The following is a 19,406-nucleotide window of genomic DNA, read 5'->3' as shown; positions in this document are numbered from 1 at the left end:
TGTTGTTTTATAACACACTGTGTGTTTTTTGGACGACACACTAATTGAAAGCGTTAACACACAAAGAAAATGCTCGAAAAAGCACTGATTTTAGTGGTTTTAAAAAGTTGGCACGATAATTGCATTAATAAATAGCGTAAAGAAAAATAAATAAACATAAATTTTTTATACTACACAAGGGGGATTTTCAAATGAATATTTTATTATGTTGCTCAGCAGGGATGTCTACAAGTTTACTAGTTACAAAAATGGAAGCGGCTGCAAAAGCTCGCGGTTTAGAAGGCAAGATTTGGGCTGTATCTGGGGATGCAGTAAAAACGAATATCGATCAAGCAGATGTATTATTACTAGGACCACAAGTTCGTTACATGCTCTCTTCAATGAAAACGCTTGCTGACGAGAGAAACGTTGGAATCGACGTTATCAATCCAATGCACTACGGCATGATGAATGGGGAAGCAGTTTTAGATCACGCATTAACACTTAAAAAATAATTAGGGGGGAAGCAAAATGCAAAAGTTTATTGCATTTATGGAGAAATATATTGTTCCTGTCGCTGGTAAAATCGGATCGCAACGTCACTTAGCTGCGATCCGTGACGGATTTATTGCAGTTATGCCACTTATTTTAGTTGGTGCACTGGCATCACTAATTAATGGTTTTCCGTCTGAAGCTTTCCAAGATTTCATGAAAGGTATGTTTGGTGAAACGTGGAAACAAGTCGGCGGTGGAATGTGGACTGGTTCTTTCGCGATTCTAGCACTAATCATAGCATTTACAACAAGTTATAACTTAGCAAAATCTTACGGCGTTGATGGTTTGTCAGCAGGTATTATTTCATTTGGTGCGTTAATTATTCTTACACCAACAACACCGAAAGAAGGCGGATTGAACTTAGCTTGGACAGGTGCACAAGGGTTATTTGTAGCAATTATCGTGGCACTCCTTGTTACTGAAGTATTCCGTTTCTTTGTACAAAGAAACATTACTTTTAAAATGCCTGATGGAGTACCACCAGCAGTTTTAAGATCTTTCGCAGCTATAGTTCCAGCATTTGTTATCTTAACAGTAGTTGCAGGTATTCAATTAGCAGTGAAATTAGCTGGTACAAGTGTTCATGAATTTATCTTTAATACGATTCAATCACCACTACAAAGTTTAGCAGGGACATTACCAAGTGCAATTGTCATTGTACTCCTTGTTCATCTTCTTTGGTTCTTCGGCTTACATGGTCCAAATATCGTTGGTGGTATTATTGAGCCATTATACTTACCGGCATTAGAGAAAAACATGAAGTTATTCCAAGGTGGTACATCTGCATTTGATGTTCCAAACATTATTACAAAACCATTCTTTGATACTTTCGTATATCTTGGTGGTTCTGGTGCAACATTAGCATTCTTGGTAGTGGTATTACTTGTAGCAAAAAGTGCACAGTTACGCGGTGTATCTCGCTTATCGATTGGACCAGGTGCATTCAATATTAATGAACCGGTAATATTTGGTACGCCAATTATTTTAAATCCAGTTTTATTCTTACCGTTTATCATAACGCCAATTGTATTAGTAATCACTTCTTATACAGCTATATCTATTGGCTGGGTACCAAAAACAGTTGCGATGATCCCATGGGCAACACCACCAATTATTAGTGGTTATCTTGTAACAGGTGGACATCTTTCAGGTGCAATTCTACAGTTATTCAACTTTGTAATTGCGATGGTAATCTATTATCCATTCGTTGTATTATGTGACCGTTCAGTTGTTCGTACTGAAAAAGAAGCAGCACAAGGTAATAGTAATTCTTTACCTATGTAACATAGTAATTGTTCTCATAGACAACGATACCTGTGAGAACAATTACCTTTATATCATGTTCAAAAAGATGAAAAACACCTATATGAACACTAAACTATCATTAATAAATTCATACTTTAATAGACATGTTCAAACTGAAGGGGTATTTAAATCGGTTGAACCTTATAGAGAGGGCGGTAATTATGATGACTACAGCAGAACAAATTCCATTCCAATTGATTTTAAATAGTGGTAACGCACGAAGCTTTGCGATGGAGGCACTTCAATTTGCCAAACAGGGGAAAATGGCAGAAGCAGATGAAGCGATGGTAAAGGCGAAAGAAGCGATTAATGAAGCGCATCATTTTCAAACAGAGCTCATACAATCAGAAGCAAGAGGAGAAAAAACAGAGATTAGTGTTCTTTTAATTCACGCACAAGATCATTTAATGAATGCGATTACAGTGAAAGAATTAGCAGCAGAGTTTATCGATCTTTATAAAAAGCTTGAAGCGAAAGGGGAATAAAGCATGACTGGAATTAAAATTGCTACAATCGGCGGTGGATCTAGTTATACACCAGAGTTAATTGAAGGATTTATTAAGCGTTATGATGAACTGCCTGTTCGTGAAATTTGGTTAGTAGATATTGAGGCAGGAAAAGAAAAGTTAGAAATCGTTGGTAACTTAGCGAAACGTATGGTGAAAAAATCAGGTTTACCAATCGAGGTACATTTAACACTTGATCGCCGTGAGGCATTAAAAGATGCTGACTTCGTAACAACACAACTTCGCGTTGGTTTATTAGAAGCACGTGCAAAAGATGAAGCAATCCCGTTAAAATATGATGTAATCGGTCAGGAAACGAATGGTCCTGGTGGTCTATTCAAAGCGTTGAGAACGATTCCTGTTATTTTAGATATTTGTAAAGATATGGAGGAGCTCTGTCCGAATGCATGGTTAATTAACTTTGCAAATCCAGCTGGTATGGTAACAGAAGCTGTCCTTCGTTATACAAATATTCAAAGAGTAGTTGGTCTATGTAACGTTCCAATCGGAATTCGTATGGGTCTTGCAAGATTACTGGAAGTAGATGCGAGTCGTGTTCACGTTGATTTCGCAGGTTTAAATCATATGGTATACGGACTAGACGTATATTTAGATGGCGTGAGTGTAATGGACCGCGTGTTAGAGCTTGTAACAGATCCAGAAAAGCAAATTACGATGGAAAATATCGCAGCGCTTAACTGGGAACCAGACTTTATTCGCGGACTTCGTGCAATTCCATGTCCATACCATCGTTACTACTACAAAACACGTGAAATGTTAGAAGAAGAGAAAGAAGCTTCTGTTGAAAAAGGTACACGTGCAGAAGTAGTAAAACAATTAGAAAATGATTTATTTGAGTTATATAAAGACCCGAACTTAGATATTAAACCACCACAATTAGAAAAACGTGGCGGAGCTTATTATAGTGATGCAGCATGTAGCTTAATTACGTCTATTTACAATAATAAAGGTGATATCCAGCCTGTTAATACACGAAACAACGGAACAATTGCAAGCTTACCACATGATTCTGCTGTTGAAGTGAACTGTATTATTACGAAAGAAGGTCCAAAACCAATTGCAGTGGGAGATCTTCCAGTACCAGTTCGCGGTTTAGTACAACAAATTAAATCATTCGAGCGCACAACAATTGAAGCTGCTGTTACAGGGGATTATCATAAGGCGCTGCTTGCTATGACAATCAATCCACTTGTACCATCAGATAAAGTTGCAAAACAAATTTTAGATGAAATGTTGGAAGCACATAAAGAATATCTTCCACAGTTCTTTAAAAAGGTAGAGAAGTAAAAGCGGCGCTATTTAGCCCGCTTTTTTTATTCTATTAGGAGGTATTAGGATGATTAAGTTAATTGTAAATGCAGATGATTTCGGTCTTACAGAGGGTACAAATTATGGCATTATTGATGGGCATATAAATGGACTTGTAAATTCAACGACAATGATGATGAATATGCCAGGAACAGAGCATGCGGTACGCTTAGCGAAAGAGTACAACCTACTCGGAGTAGGCGTACATCTCGTATTAACAGCAGGGGAACCACTTCTTGGAGACGTACCATCACTTGTAGGTAGCGACGGATCGTTTCATAAACAAAGTGTTGTAAGGGAAGGGAATATAAATCCAGAAGAAGTTGAGAGAGAATGGATTGCTCAAATTGAGAAGTTTTTATCTTACGGATTAACACCAACTCATTTAGATAGTCATCATCATGTGCATGGTTTACCGATTTTACATGATGTTCTAGAGAGATTAGCGGCTAAATATAATGTTCCGATTCGTCGTTGTGAGGAAGATAGAGCGGTGCATCCATTTTCTGATGTGTTTTACAGTGACTTTTATGCGGATGGTGTGACGGAAGATTACTTTGTGAAGTTAAAAGAAAGAGTACAAGGTGAACAAACGGTAGAAATTATGGTTCATCCAGCTTATATTGATCCAGAGCTTGTGAAGCGTTCTTCTTACGTAATGGATCGTGTGAAGGAATTGCGTATTTTAACAGAGAGTGAGTTGCCAGAAGGAATAGAGCTTGTGAGGTTCTAATAGAAAAAACGACGGCTACATCATGCCGTCGTTTTTTCTATTTATAAAATGGACAGAATATATCCGCCAAAGGCTCCGAGTATAACGATAACCCAAGGTGGTGTGTTCCAAAAAGCTAGTAAGCAAAAAAGAAGCGAAGCGAAAACGAAATCTGAAGCATTTATAATTGTACTCGTCCAAATGGGATCGTAAAAAGCGGCAATTAAAATACCGACAACAGCGGCATTGACTCCAAGTAGTGCGCCTTGTATGAATGATATTTTTCTTACACTGTTCCAAAATGGTAAAACACCAATAACGAGTAAGAAAGCAGGAAGGAAAATCGCAATTGTTGCGAGTGTTGCCCCAAGCGTCCCGTTTAACACTGCTCCTATATAAGAGGCGAATGTAAATAGTGGTCCTGGTACTGCTTGTGTTAATCCGTATCCAGCTAGGAACTGTTCTTTCGTCATCATTCCGTTTTGTACGAACTCACCTTCAAGAAGAGGCAGCACGACGTGTCCTCCTCCAAATACAAGTGCGCCAGAGCGATAGAAACTATCAAATAAAGCGATGTAATAAGAGAACGGTCTTAATATCGGTAGCAGTAGTAATAGTCCAAAGAATAAGACGAGACAAGAAACTGCTATCTTTTTTGAAATAGGTACTTTTATATGTTGAGATTGGCTAATTGGTTGGTTGCGATATAAAAACCAGCCGATAAAGCCACATATTATAATGAGGATGACTTGCGTCCAACTACTTGGCCATAATAAGGCGATTGCGGCAGTTACAATCGCAATCGTCGCACGGTTGCGATCTGGAGTTAACTTTTGCGCCATTCCCCATATGGCGTGAGCGACAATAGCGACTGCTACAAGTTTTAGTCCATGAATCCAGCCAGCACTCCCAAGATCGAACTGATTAAGGAATGAGGCGAAGAAAACTAAAACAAGGACAGACGGTAAAGTGAATCCAATCCATGAAATAATAGCTCCTAAAAGCCCGCCCCGTAATAATCCAACCCCCATACCGACTTGACTGCTGGCAGGACCAGGAAGGAATTGACATAACGCTACTAAATCTCCATAGCTTCGTTCATCCATCCATTTTCTTTTTTGCACGTATTCGTGGTGAAAATAGCCGAGATGAGCGACAGGACCGCCGAATGAAGTAAGTCCTAATTTAAATGAGACGAGAAAAATCTCTAATAATGTGTGAAAGGTGTGTTTGTTTTTTTTCAAAATAACCTCCTAGAATGTTTTTGCTATGTGCATTATACAAGAAGTGGTAAAGCAAAAGGAACAAATCTAATGTAAAGATTTTGTGAATCTTTTCTTTGTAATTAAAATTGAAAAAGTCATAAATGATTATGTCTAAACCATAAAGTAGTAGAAGTAGTGCTGGGAAATTTATATAAGGAGAATGCCTTATGACAACACATTTCTTTGCCAGGTTAACAGGTAAGAGGGAAGTGCCTCCTGTAAATACAGAAGCTTTTGGGGTAGCAGAGTTTATTTTTAGTGATGATTTAACGAAATTGCATTACAGAGTAATACTAAAAAATATAGAAAAGGTTACATCGTGTCAAATTCATTTAGGGAAGTCTACTCAAATTGGTCCTGTTGTTTTATATTTGTATGGTCCACTGGAGCAAGGGATTAGCTTGAACGAGGGAAGTATTACTGGTGTAGTGAATGTGGAGGATTTTGAGGGACCTTTACAAGGGAAATCATTTGTACATTTACTTCAAGAAATTATTCAAGCAAATGTATATGTTAATGTTCATACGAAATCACAAAAAAGAGGAGAAATAAGAGGGCGAGTTAGAAAAGTAAAGAAGTAGAGGAAAAGGCTGTCCATATGTTGGAACAGCCTTTTCTCATTATATAAGGTGCTAGTTTTAGCGATTATTGTCGGTAAATCGATATATTTTGAAAATCGCTGATATAATCTGAGTTGCGCCGATATATTTCAATAATCGCTGATATAACTCACGTTACGGTCGATATTTTTAAAAACTGCCTCGATTAATTTTTCACAGGTTGATTTTTAATAAAGAAGTCCATAACGTAAAATACTTCGTCATCTGGTATTTGTATTTCAAATGTATTTTCAATTGGTTGCAATGCTTTTTTTACTTTCATATACATCCAGTATTCATCTTGTCTTCTTTTCTCCTTATCAGGATGAGGGAGAAGGCTTTCTCCTTTTTGGAGACGGTCAACCATACAGCTCATATGCAGAATAACACCCATTAAGCTATCAGGAGTTAGCTGTAAGGAAATTAATTCTTGGATTGTATTTAATGCGTAACGAATTGTTTTGATCAGTAATGCCCCATCGTTACGTTGCATTTGTTGTTCAAGAATATCCGCCATTTTTGCATATGTTTCTTCATACGTAATTAATTCTTGAATGGGCTGAATCGCTGTGTAGTTTACGATGTCTTGGAAATGATATGTTAAGCATGGTACTTGCACATCGAAATTCGTGACGATACAAATGATGTTACGCTCTTTTTTTATGTTCTCGATCATTTTCGTTAAATCTTTTTCATGGACGATACTAATCGGAATAATTTCAATTAAGTCTTTATCAAATCGTAAATAGTTCTCTAACATTTTTTGAATAGCTAAAGCACTTCCTTCACCAGTTAAACAAGCTGTTAAAATAACAGATTTCATTGGAGAGAGAGGTTTTTTCTTTTCTTCTTGTACGTTTAAGTAAAATGGTGTTAAATTTTTTACTGTTTCATACAGCGCATCTAATGAATAACCGAGCTGAGCTTTTCGAGCTGCTTCTAGTGCATGTGGTGTGCTCGTCATCGAGAGAACACGTACAGGAATTTTGAATTCCGTTTCTAATATGTCGCCGATATAAGCAAGTGACCCCATATCAACAAGTAAAAGAAGCCCATTTACATTTTGGAGTGTTTTCATATAAACTTTCACACGCTCTAAGAAATCTTTCGGTGATTCGTGTAACGGCATATCAATACCGGTTACTTCCTCAATGCCGAGAAGTTCGTTTGCAACGTTTGCCATTTCAGTTGCGATGCCATTACCGTGTGCTAATATTAATACTTTTACTTCTGTTTGTGAGGCAGGAATTGGATCAACAACGAAGAACATTGTTAAAAAGCCAGCTTCATCAATAGGCATTGTTATTTGTAATTCTTCCTCCAGTAGTTGAATGCATTGCATGGCTACGGAAAAGGCTTCTTTATATTTCGTACGAATTTGATTTAATTGTGGGTGATGTATTTGTTTTCCGCTTTGTAAACGTTGTAGAGTTGTCTGTACATGTAAACTTAAAGCGAGAAATACTTTTTCATCAAACGTCTTAGATAAATGCTTTTCAGCAAGTTCCGCTATTTTTTCACATACGGAAACGATATTACGATCCACAATTTTAAAAACATTTTCATGGCTTGTTTTTTTTGATATTTGGTTAAAATATTGTACGAAAAAGCTTTGAACATCATTTTCTATTAGTAATTCTAATTCTTCCTCTTCAATACCACGTGCTTGAAGTTCTTCGTATTTATAGTCAATATAATCGTAAATAGAAGAGCGTTTTTCATCTTCTGTTTTATGATTACTCCAACCTTCCTCACCTGTAAATACAAATGTTTCATTTGGTATTTGGTATAAGTGACGGCTCTTCCTTTCAATGAACAACCCTTCTTTCATATACCAAGGTAAATCTGTACTTGAAACATAGACAGAATCACGTTTCTTTGTGACCAAATCAGAATAGGCTTTCGCACAGGCAATTTGAACATCTGTTTTTAATTGACCAATGTTATTGGGACAATTGTAAAAGACGAAAGCACGCATTGCATTTGGGCTAACGTGAATGTCTTTTCGCAGACGAATTGCTTCATTTGTGAAAAATAGCTGTAGTAAAGCAAAGCGCTCTTTATGTGTACGCTCACGAAGTGGTGGCAGCGTAACAGTCATCGGTATACGTCTTGTAAATGTTTTTAATAAAAAGGAATTTGGTTCTTCTGTTGTTGCAGTAATGATTAATACTTGTGCTTTACGTTCGTTCTCTGTTTCTCCAAGGCGGCGGTACACTCCGCGGTCAATAAAGGTGAAAAGCATTTCTTGTCCCTCTGGAGGTAGGCGATGTACTTCATCTAAGAAAAGAATTCCTTCATGTGCTTTTTCAATTAACCCTTTTTGATCACTTGCTCCTGTGTAAGCTCCTTTTTTAATCCCAAATAACTGTCCAAGTAGTAGTTGTGGATTGTTTGCGTAATCAGCACAGTTAAAGACGATAAATGGTGCATTTTTGGGAAGCTGTTCAACTTCAATTGCATATTCGTGCATTAAAGAAGCAAACATAGACTTTCCGACCCCTGTTTCTCCCAGTAGTAAAGTATGCATACCGTTTGGAGGGTAGAGAATAGAAGCTTTCGCTTTTTCAATTGCGATTTTAAGGCTCGTATTTTCAATTGCAAATGTATCTAATGAAGTTATGTCTTTTGAATGCGTTTCCAACGAAGTGTTCGTTTCTATGTAAAAACGAACAGGTCGCGTATTTGTTTTTAATAACCGTTTATCTTTTACAAGTTTGTTTAAGTCGCTACTTACATTGGCGCGATCTAGTTGTAGAAATGTAGCGAGTTCTGATGCGGTTACACCTTCTGTATAATTTCCTTCTTGTATTGCATTAAAAATGAGATCTATTCGTTTCATTTCCATTCACCTCGAAACTTCATCACTATTTAAAATTTTACACAAAAATGGGAAGGGTGGGAAGAGAAAAATAAAACAGCTTTAGTCTAGAAGTACTAAAGCTGTTACAATCTTGTGTCTTTCCAAAAATTTACCTCGAGATGAGAAGATGGATTATAGGGAAGAAGTTTGTATCCTTGTGACTGTAAATAATCAATTACTTTTGGCAGTATTTGTACGGTCACACTCGAATCATGCATTAAAATAACTTCGACTTGTTCATCACTTTGATTACGCACTCTTTCGAGTATGGCAGAAGGATTATCATAGCTTTTCCAGTCATAAGTATCAATCGTCCAATCCCACATTTTATACTGGGCTGATACAAGTGCGTCACGGTAATTCTTTTTTAAGTAAGGCATACTACCATATGGAACGCGAACGAGATGTGTATTTAATTTCGTAACTTGCTGGACAATACTTTGTGTTTGTTCCATTTCTGCAATTAAAGTGGAAGGGTCACCAGTGTAAAGGCGTTTTACATCATGTGACATGCTATGGAGCCCGATATAATGTCCTTCTTTAATTAATCGTTGCATCGTTTTTCTGTAATGCGGCACTTTTCCGCCAATAACAAAGAAAGTTGCTTTTCCGTTCTTTTCTTTTAAGATGTTTAAAATTTGCGTCGTATATTTGTTTGGTCCGTCATCAAATGTTAAGTACGCAATTTTTTGTGTAGGAGAAGTTGTTTCAGTATTTGGATGATGTTCAGCAGGAATAACGGTTGTTGCTTCAGTATTAGATGATGCGTACGTAGTAATTGTTAAGAATAAAATAATACATTGAAATACTCGCTTAATCATAACATTCACCCTCAGTTTGACAATCAAGATGTAAAAAAACTTGATACTTTTCTTATTATGTATATCTTTCTCCAATAGAGGAACTCTCAAACAATCTATATTTTGGAAATATAAAATAAGGAATAAAAAATAGCATCCTAAAGGATGCTATTTGAATATTTCATAATGGTAAAGGCTATACTACAATTAGTCTTCGCGTTTTTTCACTTTTTTATAAAAGGAAATAAGTGGTTTGTAACGTTCATGTACAAGCCCGATTATTTCAGCAATGATTTCTGTGAAGAAAATCAAAGCGAAAAGAAGAATAATGGATAACCATAACGTTGCACTAGTGAAAATAATGGCATTTACACTAAAGAAAATACCGAATGCGTATATAATTAGTACCGTTTTACGATGAGAGAATCCCATTGCAAGTAAGCGGTGATGTAAATGCGATTTATCTGGTGCTGAAATAGGTTTTTTATTTACGATACGACGGATGATTGCAAATATCGTATCAAATATAGGTACACCTAAAATGATAATTGGAACGATAAAACTGAATAACGTTACACTTTTGTATAATCCAAGTAACGATATAACAGAAATACAGTATCCTAAAAATAGTGCTCCTGTATCTCCCATGAAAATTTTTGCTGGATGGAAGTTGAAGAATAAAAATCCAATTGTACTTGCTAATATAATTAATGCGAGTGGCAAGATAATAGCTGTTCCAGTACCCCATGGGCTAGTGAAGGCCATATATGCTAGCGTTGCAAGTACGATAGATGAAATACCAGCAGATAATCCATCTAAGCCGTCAATTAAGTTGATTGCATTCGTAATACCTACAAGCCAAAATACTGTAATTGGATAAGCAAGCCATCCAAGTTCAGTATCCCCAAGGAATGGGATATATAATACTTGCACTAATAATCCACTTTTTACAATCATAATGGCAACTAACAGTTGTCCACCGAATTTTACTTTCGCAGATAACTCGTACATATCATCTAAAATTCCGATGATTACAATGATAATCGCACCTAGTGTTATCGATAACATTCTTTGCTCATATAAGCCGCCGACAACAAATCCTACAGCTACACCAATAAATATTGCTAACCCGCCAAGACGTGGCATAATCTTTTGGTGCACTTTACGTGCGTTTGGCTTATCTGTCGCTCCTATTTTAAAAGCTAATTTAATAACTAAAGGAGTAACGACGAGTACAGTGATGAAAGATGCCAAAATGGCATAAATCACTTGTGAGTCCATTAATACCCCACCCTTTATATTCTAACGTAATTTTTTTTTTTGAAAATATATTTATCTGAAAATTATGATGTTTATTTACAGGCTCATAACATATGGTATCACAAAAAGATTAGAATTCAATCTTTTTTTCTCTTTACGGTTAATGGAAGCGGATAGAATATATGACAATTGTATATAGAATGTTGCATCATATGAGAAGGTTAATCGTACTGGACTTTGGAATATGACATTTCCTTTTTTTCTTCGATAGTGAATACTTTTAGTTCAGTATTATAAGTGTTACACGTAGAAATGAGTAAGTTTCATGTTAAAATGTGGGAATTTATCTCGCGTCAACTAGTAGCCCCATTCCTACTAATTAAAGTTTCACTTTATCCCGCATTAACGGGCAGTAAGACCCCCTCCTCAAAATTCAGCGAAGCAAAGAAGTTAGGTGGGGATCAACTGCCCGTAAAAGCCCGACTGATTAAAGTTTCACTTTATATTATAGTGCATTTAATTTTACAAAAACTTTAAAAAGAATGAGGGAAGTAATTCATATAATGAAGAAGGAAAAGGGTTTTCTCATTTTTAATGTGAGAGGGGGAAGCACAGGGAGAATTCTGTATTTCATATCTTTTCTATTGTAAATTCCTGTGCGAAAAGGAAATGAAAATTACGATAATAGGTACTGGATATGTTGGATTGATTACAGGAGTTGGATTGGCAAAGTTGGGGCATTCAGTTACATGTTTTGATATAGATGATGAAAAAATTGAACGGATAAAACAAGGGGATTTACCTATTTATGAGGTTAGATTACATGAATTAATAAATTATGCATATGAGAATAATGCTTTAACTTTTACATCAAATAAAGAAGAGGCATTTGATGATGTAGAGTTTATATTTATTGCAGTTGGAACACCACCTTTATTAGATGGGACGGCGGATTTAACGTATATTCAGAGTGCTTGTAACGATATTGGATTATATGCGACAAACGATATTATTGTTGTTACGAAAAGTACAGTTCCAGTAGGTACAAATGATGTAATGAAGGAATGGATTGAGGGGAATTTAAAAGGGAGGCATACAGTACATATCGTATCGAATCCAGAGTTTTTGCGTGAAGGTTCAGGTATTTATGATTTCTTTCATGGAGATCGTATTGTAATTGGAGCGGATAGTGAGGAAGTAGCAAGAAGAGTAGAGAGTTTGTATAGCCAATTATGCTTAGAAACGTATGTTACAGATATTAAAAGTGCAGAGATGATTAAATACGCATCGAATGCCTTTTTAGCTACAAAGATTAGTTTCATTAATGAAATTTCAAATATATGTGAGAAGGTAGGCGCAAATGTATTGGATGTTGCCAAAGGGATGGGAATGGATAAGAGAATTGGTGCATCTTTTTTAAATGCGGGCATTGGATATGGGGGATCATGTTTCCCGAAAGATACGAAAGCACTGGTGCAAATTGCGGGAAATGTTGCTCATGATTTTCGTTTGTTAAAAGCGGTCATTGAAGTAAATAATAAGCAACAGCTGCTATTGATTGAAAAAGCGAAAAAAGTTATGAACATGAATAAAAAGCGGATTGCAGTTCTTGGCGCATCCTTTAAACCGAATACGGATGATATTAGAGAAGCATCATCTCTTATTATAATAGAAGCATTACTTAATATAGGTGCAGATATTGTTCTTTACGACCCAAAAGCAATTCAATATGTGAAAAATATATTTGGAGATGCTATACAATATAGTAGATGTATAGATGAATCGATTAGAGATGCGAGTGCGGTTTTTATCGTAACAGAATGGGAAGCTATTCGAGTGTACCCGTTAGAAAAGTACGTACAACTTATGAGAGAGCCTATTTTATTCGATGGGAGAAATTGTTATACTGATGAAGATGTTAAGAAACAAAAGATAGATTATTACTCGGTGGGCAGAAAAAGTATTTGTAATAGAAAAGTTTCTGTTATGCGTTAAAAAGGGATGTACTCATGCATATTTTTATATGTCATAATAGAAGCTGTAATTAGTGAAAGAAAAGAGGCAATCACATGACTGAACGTTTAAAAGTAATGACAATTTTCGGGACACGTCCAGAAGCAATTAAAATGGCACCTCTTGTATTAGAGTTGCAAAAACACCCAGAAAAAATTGAATCGATTGTGACTGTAACAGCACAGCATCGCCAAATGTTAGATCAAGTATTAAATATCTTTGGAATTACGCCAGATTTCGATTTAAATATCATGAAAGACCGCCAAACTTTAATTGATGTTACAACGCGCGGTTTAGAAGGTTTGGATAAAGTAATGAAAGAAGCGAAGCCGGATATTGTACTTGTACATGGTGATACAACAACAACATTTATTGCAAGCTTAGCTGCTTTTTATAATCAAATTCCAGTAGGTCATGTTGAGGCGGGCCTTCGTACGTGGGATAAGTATTCTCCATACCCAGAAGAGATGAATCGTCAATTAACAGGTGTAATGGCGGATCTTCATTTCTCACCAACAGCAAAATCAGCAACGAACTTACAGAAGGAAAATAAAGATGAGTCACGTATTTTCATCACAGGAAATACAGCGATTGACGCGCTGCAAACGACTGTAAAAGAAACATATAGTCATCCTGTACTAGAGAAACTTGGAAATGATCGTCTTGTACTTATGACAGCTCACCGTCGTGAAAACTTAGGTGAACCGATGCGTAATATGTTCCGTGCAATTAAGCGTCTTGTTGATAAGCATGAAGATGTACAAGTTGTGTACCCTGTTCATATGAACCCTGTTGTTCGTGAAATAGCAAATGAAATTTTAGGTGAACATAATCGTATTCATTTAATTGAGCCGCTAGATGTAATTGATTTCCACAATGTTGCAGCTCGTTCATACTTAATGTTAACGGATTCTGGCGGTGTACAAGAAGAAGCTCCATCACTTGGGGTACCAGTTCTTGTTCTTCGTGATACAACAGAGCGCCCTGAAGGTATTGAAGCAGGTACGCTGAAATTAGCAGGAACAGACGAAGAGACAATCTTTGGTCTTGCAGATGAGTTGTTATCAGATAAAGAGGCTCATGATAAGATGGCGAAAGCATCTAACCCTTACGGTGATGGTCGTGCATCAGAGCGCATTGTAGAAGCAATTTTACAACACTTTAATAAGTAAATAAAAAAGGCCCAATCGGATAGATTGGGCCTTTTTGTTACGGCTGATTGCGCATAATCCACTCTGCATGAGCATTTGTAGAAGGTGGCGGATCAGTTGGTGTTTTATTTTGGTTTGTTTCTTTTTTTGCTTGTTCGTTAGAATTAGAACTTGAATTTGAATCAGGATTTGAGTTGTTTTTTGTAGTTGGATTTTTTGCTTTTTCCCCTAATTCTTTTTCAATTTCGTTACGCACCGTTTCTACACTGATTGGATCTGGAAGGAAGTAATAAATACCGCCTATCTTTTTGTCTTCGCCTTCAAGCTTTAACGTTTGCATTGTAGAAGGATCAAATCCAGAAAGTTTATTGTAAAGAGCAAGTCCGTCTGAAATAGGAATGTCGGTTTTTATATATTTTCCAACGACAGCTGTTAAATCTTTAATTTTAAATACAGTAGAGGTGGAGTTTAGTTTATGAGCAACAGCGGCCAGTAATTGTCTTTGTCTAGCAGCTCGACCATAATCGCCATTTGGATCTTGCTTTCGCATACGGACGTAAGCAAGTGCTTCTTCACCGTTTAAGTTTTGCTGTCCTTGCTTAAATTGAATTTTTTTGTAGTAATCTACGTCAGAGCGCTCCCAGAAATCGAAGGGTACGTCAACCGTAACGCCGCCGACAGCATCAACGATACCTTTAAAGCCTTGGAAATCAATTTTAAGATAATGGTCTACAGGAACTTTTAGAAAGCCTTCGACAGTTTTGATTGCCATTTCTTCTCCGCCGTAAGCATGGGCAGCGTTAATTTTGTCTTCCTTATTTTTACCAACAATTTTAACTCGAGAATCACGAGGAATACTCATAAGTGAAATCTTTTGAGTTTTCGGATTGACTGTTGCAAACATTAATGAGTCTGTACGACCATTTTGACCGTCTGTCGCATAATCTTCTATACCCATAATGAGAATTGTAAAAGGTTCCTTTGTAATTTCTACATCTTTGTTTCTTAAATCCGATTTTTCACGAGTAAAACCACTATACATCCCCATAAGAGAAGAGTAAGAATTTAACACATAAACTCCTATGCTGCCAAATAAAAATGCGAAAATAAGGAAGAAGAAAAGTTTCCTTCTTCGCTTCTTTTTTATTCTGCTATTTTGGAGATGATAATAACGTTCTTCCATATATAATCTCCTTAGTTCGTTAGTTCATTTGTAGGGAAGTAATTCACTACATTAATCTTTGAAGGTGATAAAAGAGTTATGCTTAGATAACATCTTGTTCTAAGTACAACATATCTCCTTCTGTAATTGTACATTTCCCGTTTGTTAATTCAATCATCCAATTTGTAAATGCTTGTTTGCCGTCTTCTTCTACATAAGTATCAAATGTGACATTTTCTAGATAATGTATATCTTTAATGGCATATTTTGAATTACGTAATTCATTTTCTACTTTGCCAAGTAATGTGTAATCAATCTCGGTTTGCATCACACGCATTAGTTTTCGCTGGACAACACCGACATGATTAATGCCTTCGCTTGTACACTTTCCATATGCACGAATTAATCCACCTGCGCCAAGTTTAATGCCACCAAAATAGCGTGTTACGACAACGACGGTATCTTTTAGCCCACGTTTTTTTAGTACTTCTAGCATTGGTACGCCAGCTGTACCGCTAGGCTCGCCGTCATCATTTGCTTTTTGAATATGATCTTGTTCGCCAATTAAATAAGCGGAACAATTATGTGTTGCATTCCAATGCTGTTTTTTTATTTTTTGTATAAATTCTTGAGCCTCTTCCTCAGTCGTTGCTCGGCTAATATAACAAATAAATCTTGATTTTTGAATGACGATTTCGTGTTCGCCGTAGTCTTTGATTGTTAAATATTGTAATAGCACTTGTATACGCCCCTATCTATCAAAATGACTAGTACTTTCCATTTTAAAAGCGAGCCTTTTTATATTCAAACATTTTTTCTAAATAGGCTGAAGTTTTTGGTGAGTATTTTATCTTTTTGTTGTAATTTGTCGAGATGGTGAGTATAATTTCAACCGGCATTTCCCTGTATGGATGCACCATTTGTAGTTTTCGTGTAAAATTAGGAAATAAAACTTTTTATAAGGCAGGTACGAAAATGAAAATAGCTATTGTTACTGATAGTACAGCATATATACCGAAGCAAATCCGTGATGAACTCAATATATATATGATTCCATTAAACGTTGTGTTTGGAACAGAATCTTATCAAGAAGAAGCTGAAATTTCAGCAGATGATTTTTATGTGAAAGTACGTGAACAAGAGGAACTTCCAAAAACTTCTCAACCAGCAATCGGAAAGTTTGTTGAGCTATATGAAGAACTAGCTAAAGATTATGATGCAGTTATTAGTATTCACCTATCAAGTGGAATTAGTGGTACATATCAAACATCAACGACAGCTGGACAGATGGTAGAGGGTATTGATGTATACACGTATGACTCTGAAATTAGTTGTGAAGTACAAGGATTTTATGTGCGTGAAGGTGCAAGGTTAGCAAGTGAAGGAAAGAGTCCAAAAGAGATTATTGCTCGTTTTGATGAAATGAAGAAAACGATGGACGCCTATTTTGTAGTTGATGATTTACATCATTTACAACGTGGTGGTCGATTAAATAGCGCGCAAGCTTTCATCGGCAGTCTGTTACAAGTGAAGCCAGTTTTATATTTTAGAGATAAAATCATTATTCCGTTTGAAAAGATTCGTACACGTAAAAAAGCATTAAAACGTATCATTGAAATTTTTGATGAGCAAGCAAGTAAAGGTGTACCTATGGAAGCAGTTATCATTCATGCGCAACGTGAAGAGGAAGCGAATGAATGGAAGAAAGAATTAGAAGCAAAATATCCTCACGTCACAATTCGTACAGGTTATTTTGGAGCTGTAATTGGTACGCACTTAGGTGAAGGTGCATTAGGTCTTGGATGGTATACGAAGTAATAAAGATATAAAAAGCTCTCTTTTTAAGAGGGTTTTTTTACGGGTATGTTACGTTTAGTTGACAAGTTAATATTTGGAAATGGTAAAATGTACGTAAAATAAAATAATGAGGAAAGTTTTATAACTTACTTTTTACAAGAAACTATATTATAATAGAAGAGAGGTGAAACATATGGAGCATAATTCTTGTTTATGTCCAAAGTTTGAGTCAGCTTTTACTCTGCTTAGTAAGAAGTGGACTGGCTTAATTATTAAATCTTTGCTTGAAGAGTCGAAACGTTTTAGAGAAATCGCAGATATTATCCCAAATATGAGCGATCGTATGTTGTCAGAGCGTTTGAAGGAATTGGAAAGCGAGGGCATTGTAGTTCGTAATGTCTATCCAGAAGTACCAGTTCGAATCGAGTATGGCTTAACTGACAAGGGAAAAGCGTTAGAAAGTGTTATGGATGAGGTCCAAAATTGGGCTGAGAAATGGATGAAGTAGCATTTCATTTGTATTCGTATATTTAATAAAACGTAAGGGATTCCTTACGTTTTTTCTTTGTTTATAGAAGTAAGAAAAGTATGCAAATTTCTACACACACATACAAAAATATACGAATTTTGCGCTAGAGCTACATATAATATTACATTTGTTTTACAAAAACGTAACATTAGCAAAAAAAATCCCGAATTATGGTATAAATTTTATAGGTTATATACGGAAAAAGAAAAAAGAAAGCGGTGTAAAAAATAAAATGAAAAAGCTAAAAATGGCATCTTGCGCATTAGTTGCAGGGTTAATGTTTTCAGGGCTAACACCAAATGTATTTGCAGAAGATAAAATTTCTGACGTGAAATCACAAATTAATACACAAAATGACACTTTACATAAACAACAACAAGAACGTGATGAATTACAAAAACAAATGAATGACTTAAACAAAACAATTCAAGGTTTAGATAAGTCTGTTCAAGAGAATGCTGCAAAGCTTGATGAAACAACGAAAAAAGTTTCTGATACTGAGCAATTAATTGAAAAGAAAAATAAAGATATTGCAGAATTACAAACGAAGATTGCAAAACGTGAAGAGTTATTAAGAAAGCGTTTAGTTGCACTTCAAGAACAGCCAAATACGAACGTTGTAACAGAAGTTCTTGTAAACTCTAAAAACGTTGCAGATTTAGTTGATCGTTTAACTTCTGTTTCTAAAATTCTTGAGTCTGATGAAGATATCATGAAAACACAACAAGAAGACCAAGCTAGTGTGAAAAAAGATGTTGCAACGGTAAAAGAGAAACAAAAAGAATTAAAAGAAGCACAAGCTCAAATTGAAACTGCTAAGAAAGAACTTGACGCTGAAAAAGAGAAAAAAGCAACAGCGGTAAACGATTTAAGCGGTAAAATGGATACAGTTGTAACTTCAATGACAAGTACGGAAGGTCAATTGAAAGAGCTTGAGAAACAAGCGTTACAATTACAACGCATTGCAGAAGAAGAAGCACAAGCAAAAGCTGCACAAGAAGCTGCTGCTCAAAAACAAGCAGAGCAAGCTGCTAAAGCTGCGCAAGCTCAGCCAGCACAAGCACCTGCAGAGCAAGCTGCACCAGCAAACAATGGTGGACAAGCTCAAAAAGAAGAGCCTAAAAAAGAAGAACCTAAAAAAGAGGAACCAAAAAAAGAAGAGCCTAAGAAAGAAGCACCTAAACAAGAAGAGAAAAAGCCAGCTCCAAATGTGGGTGGCGTAATTGGTAAAGCGCAAAGCTACTTAGGTTTACCATATGTTTGGGGAAGTGCATCTCCATCAAACGGTGGTTTTGATTGTAGTGGATTCATTTCTTACATTTTTGGTGTAGGTCGTCAAGACGTTGCAGGTTACTGGAACTCAGTTTCTAAAGTAGGTAGCCCACAACCAGGAGACTTAGTATTCTTCCAAGGTACTTATAAAGCAGGTCCATCTCACATCGGTATTTACGTTGGTAATGGTCAAATGATTCATGCTAGTGATAAAGGAATTGCGTACGGTGATATTAACAGCTCATATAACCAAAAACATTTCTTAGGATACGGTCGATTCTAGGGTTTATAAAAGAATAAAAAACGTGT

17 protein-coding genes are annotated in these 19,406 nt (G+C 36.2%); 11 read left to right on the top strand and 6 right to left on the bottom strand.

Annotated elements, in window-relative coordinates; all coding sequences use genetic code 11:
- Positions 1-191: 191 nt before the first annotated feature.
- The 5 genes from N2V79_RS25520 (at position 192) to chbG (ending at position 4,407) form a co-directional block, all read left to right on the top strand.
- The gene (locus tag N2V79_RS25520; RefSeq protein ID WP_001023569.1) at positions 192-494 is read left to right on the top strand and encodes a PTS sugar transporter subunit IIB; all 303 of its coding nucleotides are present in this window, start codon (positions 192-194) and stop codon (positions 492-494) included.
- A gap of 16 nt (positions 495-510) precedes the next feature.
- Positions 511-1,818, top strand: a complete 1,308-nt coding sequence (celB, locus tag N2V79_RS25515) for a PTS cellobiose transporter subunit IIC (RefSeq protein ID WP_053563357.1) — start codon at positions 511-513, stop codon at positions 1,816-1,818.
- 182 nt (positions 1,819-2,000) lie between these two features.
- Positions 2,001-2,324, top strand: coding sequence for a PTS lactose/cellobiose transporter subunit IIA (locus N2V79_RS25510; RefSeq protein WP_000989050.1), 324 nt, complete (start codon positions 2,001-2,003; stop codon positions 2,322-2,324).
- A gap of 3 nt (positions 2,325-2,327) precedes the next feature.
- Positions 2,328-3,653: a 6-phospho-beta-glucosidase gene (gene celF / locus N2V79_RS25505; RefSeq protein ID WP_000145762.1), complete on the top strand. Its 1,326-nt coding sequence runs from the start codon at positions 2,328-2,330 to the stop codon at positions 3,651-3,653.
- Between the two features lie 49 nt (positions 3,654-3,702).
- Positions 3,703-4,407, top strand: coding sequence for a chitin disaccharide deacetylase (gene chbG / locus N2V79_RS25500; RefSeq protein WP_000593486.1), 705 nt, complete (start codon positions 3,703-3,705; stop codon positions 4,405-4,407).
- Between the two features lie 41 nt (positions 4,408-4,448).
- Here the strand turns inward: chbG and N2V79_RS25495 are convergent, their stop codons facing one another.
- Positions 4,449-5,630, bottom strand: a complete 1,182-nt coding sequence (locus N2V79_RS25495; RefSeq protein WP_053563358.1) for a chromate transporter — start codon at positions 5,628-5,630, stop codon at positions 4,449-4,451.
- Between the two features lie 188 nt (positions 5,631-5,818).
- On the opposite strand from N2V79_RS25495, the gene exsM reads away from it, so the two are divergent.
- Positions 5,819-6,232 carry an exosporium regulatory protein ExsM gene (gene exsM, locus N2V79_RS25490; RefSeq protein ID WP_000207046.1) on the top strand — a complete coding sequence of 138 codons (414 nt, stop codon included), beginning with the start codon at positions 5,819-5,821 and terminating at the stop codon, positions 6,230-6,232.
- Between the two features lie 184 nt (positions 6,233-6,416).
- Here the strand turns inward: exsM and N2V79_RS25485 are convergent, their stop codons facing one another.
- The 3 genes from N2V79_RS25485 to N2V79_RS25475 form a co-directional block, all read right to left on the bottom strand.
- Entirely contained in the window at positions 6,417-9,092 is a 2,676-nt protein-coding gene (locus tag N2V79_RS25485) for a PRD domain-containing protein (protein WP_000820950.1), read from the bottom strand.
- Positions 9,093-9,196: 104 nt separating this feature from the next.
- Positions 9,197-9,934 carry a polysaccharide deacetylase family protein gene (locus N2V79_RS25480; RefSeq protein WP_000597153.1) on the bottom strand — a complete coding sequence of 246 codons (738 nt, stop codon included), beginning with the start codon at positions 9,932-9,934 and terminating at the stop codon, positions 9,197-9,199.
- A gap of 186 nt (positions 9,935-10,120) precedes the next feature.
- Positions 10,121-11,194, bottom strand: a complete 1,074-nt coding sequence (locus N2V79_RS25475) for a glycosyltransferase family 4 protein (RefSeq protein WP_000378306.1) — start codon at positions 11,192-11,194, stop codon at positions 10,121-10,123.
- A 648-nt stretch (positions 11,195-11,842) separates the two neighbouring features.
- On the opposite strand from N2V79_RS25475, the gene N2V79_RS25470 reads away from it, so the two are divergent.
- Both N2V79_RS25470 and wecB read left to right on the top strand, forming a co-directional pair.
- Positions 11,843-13,168 carry a UDP-glucose dehydrogenase family protein gene (locus N2V79_RS25470; protein ID WP_340720295.1) on the top strand — a complete coding sequence of 442 codons (1,326 nt, stop codon included), beginning with the start codon at positions 11,843-11,845 and terminating at the stop codon, positions 13,166-13,168.
- Between the two features lie 74 nt (positions 13,169-13,242).
- Positions 13,243-14,358, top strand: a complete 1,116-nt coding sequence (gene wecB / locus N2V79_RS25465; protein ID WP_000140121.1) for a non-hydrolyzing UDP-N-acetylglucosamine 2-epimerase — start codon at positions 13,243-13,245, stop codon at positions 14,356-14,358.
- Between the two features lie 37 nt (positions 14,359-14,395).
- Here wecB and N2V79_RS25460 read toward each other — a convergent pair whose 3' ends face one another.
- Both N2V79_RS25460 and N2V79_RS25455 read right to left on the bottom strand, forming a co-directional pair.
- Positions 14,396-15,520, bottom strand: coding sequence for an LCP family protein (locus N2V79_RS25460; RefSeq protein ID WP_069356509.1), 1,125 nt, complete (start codon positions 15,518-15,520; stop codon positions 14,396-14,398).
- A gap of 82 nt (positions 15,521-15,602) precedes the next feature.
- On the bottom strand, positions 15,603-16,238 hold the full coding sequence (locus tag N2V79_RS25455; protein ID WP_000926670.1) for a YigZ family protein: 636 nt from the start codon (positions 16,236-16,238) through the stop codon (positions 15,603-15,605).
- A 236-nt stretch (positions 16,239-16,474) separates the two neighbouring features.
- On the opposite strand from N2V79_RS25455, the gene N2V79_RS25450 reads away from it, so the two are divergent.
- The 3 genes from N2V79_RS25450 to N2V79_RS25440 all read left to right on the top strand — a co-directional run bounded on the left by N2V79_RS25450 (position 16,475) and on the right by N2V79_RS25440 (position 19,380).
- The gene (locus N2V79_RS25450) at positions 16,475-17,317 is read left to right on the top strand and encodes a DegV family protein (RefSeq protein WP_000684727.1); all 843 of its coding nucleotides are present in this window, start codon (positions 16,475-16,477) and stop codon (positions 17,315-17,317) included.
- Positions 17,318-17,489: 172 nt separating this feature from the next.
- Positions 17,490-17,804: a winged helix-turn-helix transcriptional regulator gene (locus tag N2V79_RS25445; RefSeq protein WP_000400857.1), complete on the top strand. Its 315-nt coding sequence runs from the start codon at positions 17,490-17,492 to the stop codon at positions 17,802-17,804.
- A gap of 148 nt (positions 17,805-17,952) precedes the next feature.
- A complete protein-coding gene (locus N2V79_RS25440) occupies positions 17,953-19,380 on the top strand; it encodes a C40 family peptidase (RefSeq protein WP_000499486.1) in 1,428 nt (475 codons plus the stop codon).
- The last annotated feature ends 26 nt before the right edge of the window (positions 19,381-19,406 follow it).

Origin of the sequence: Bacillus sp. CH_70 (assembly GCF_038007045.1) — a bacterium.
GTDB classification, from domain to species: domain Bacteria; phylum Bacillota; class Bacilli; order Bacillales; family Bacillaceae_G; genus Bacillus_A; species Bacillus_A cereus.
Note: the sequence above shows the minus strand (reverse complement) of the source record. Positions and strands in the feature narration are given on the sequence as shown.

Coding starts and splice junctions, on each gene's coding strand:
- chbG (WP_000593486.1), top strand. CDS start 3,703: ATGATTAAGTTAATTGTAAATGCAGATGATTTCGGTCTTACAGAGGGT.
- N2V79_RS25475 (WP_000378306.1), bottom strand. CDS start 11,194: ATGGACTCACAAGTGATTTATGCCATTTTGGCATCTTTCATCACTGTA.
- N2V79_RS25445 (WP_000400857.1), top strand. CDS start 17,490: ATGGAGCATAATTCTTGTTTATGTCCAAAGTTTGAGTCAGCTTTTACT.
- N2V79_RS25460 (WP_069356509.1), bottom strand. CDS start 15,520: ATGGAAGAACGTTATTATCATCTCCAAAATAGCAGAATAAAAAAGAAG.
- celB (WP_053563357.1), top strand. CDS start 511: ATGCAAAAGTTTATTGCATTTATGGAGAAATATATTGTTCCTGTCGCT.
- N2V79_RS25480 (WP_000597153.1), bottom strand. CDS start 9,934: ATGATTAAGCGAGTATTTCAATGTATTATTTTATTCTTAACAATTACT.
- N2V79_RS25450 (WP_000684727.1), top strand. CDS start 16,475: ATGAAAATAGCTATTGTTACTGATAGTACAGCATATATACCGAAGCAA.
- exsM (WP_000207046.1), top strand. CDS start 5,819: ATGACAACACATTTCTTTGCCAGGTTAACAGGTAAGAGGGAAGTGCCT.
- N2V79_RS25470 (WP_340720295.1), top strand. CDS start 11,843: ATGAAAATTACGATAATAGGTACTGGATATGTTGGATTGATTACAGGA.
- wecB (WP_000140121.1), top strand. CDS start 13,243: ATGACTGAACGTTTAAAAGTAATGACAATTTTCGGGACACGTCCAGAA.
- N2V79_RS25485 (WP_000820950.1), bottom strand. CDS start 9,092: ATGAAACGAATAGATCTCATTTTTAATGCAATACAAGAAGGAAATTAT.
- N2V79_RS25510 (WP_000989050.1), top strand. CDS start 2,001: ATGATGACTACAGCAGAACAAATTCCATTCCAATTGATTTTAAATAGT.
- N2V79_RS25520 (WP_001023569.1), top strand. CDS start 192: ATGAATATTTTATTATGTTGCTCAGCAGGGATGTCTACAAGTTTACTA.
- celF (WP_000145762.1), top strand. CDS start 2,328: ATGACTGGAATTAAAATTGCTACAATCGGCGGTGGATCTAGTTATACA.